Origin of the sequence: Ruminococcus sp. 210702-SL.1.03 (assembly GCF_020559915.1) — a bacterium.
GTDB lineage: Bacteria > Bacillota > Clostridia > Oscillospirales > Ruminococcaceae > YE71.
Map to the genome: position 1 here is coordinate 1 of NZ_JAJCLZ010000132.1, position 395 is coordinate 395.

The 395-nt window shown below is 41.0% G+C and carries 1 protein-coding gene; it reads right to left on the reverse strand.

All coding sequences use genetic code 11. The annotated features are described in order from the left end of the window. Window positions 1-67 precede the first annotated feature (67 nt). On the reverse strand, window positions 68-395 hold a 328-nt coding region (locus tag LI114_RS13780), incomplete at its 5' end, for a transposase (RefSeq protein ID WP_319638316.1).

Sequence of the window (395 nt, forward strand, 5' to 3'; positions counted from 1 at the left end):
CTGCATATCGCCTTTACGCCGTACTTACAGCGAAATTCGTTGACGAACAGGTGCCGTTCATTTGTCTTTACTTCTTCCGGTCTTTTGCGAAAAAACCGAGTGCATCCTTTAAAATATCATTAGCTTTTCTGAGTTCTGCATTTTCTCGTTCAAGCTCCAGATTCCGCTTCTTCAGCTCTTCATCAGACATTTGATACTTCCGGTTCTTGATAGCTGCATTTCGCTTTGAACGCCAGTCAGACAGTGTGTAATACTGTATCCCTAACTGCTGAGTAGCCTTTTTCAGTCCAATCTCGTCTGAGAGTTTCAAGGCTTCCTCTTTGAACTCTTTACTGTACTTCATTTTTTCACTTCCCTTTCTGGTTTTTATTGCTTTTATTCTACCAGATTTTTGG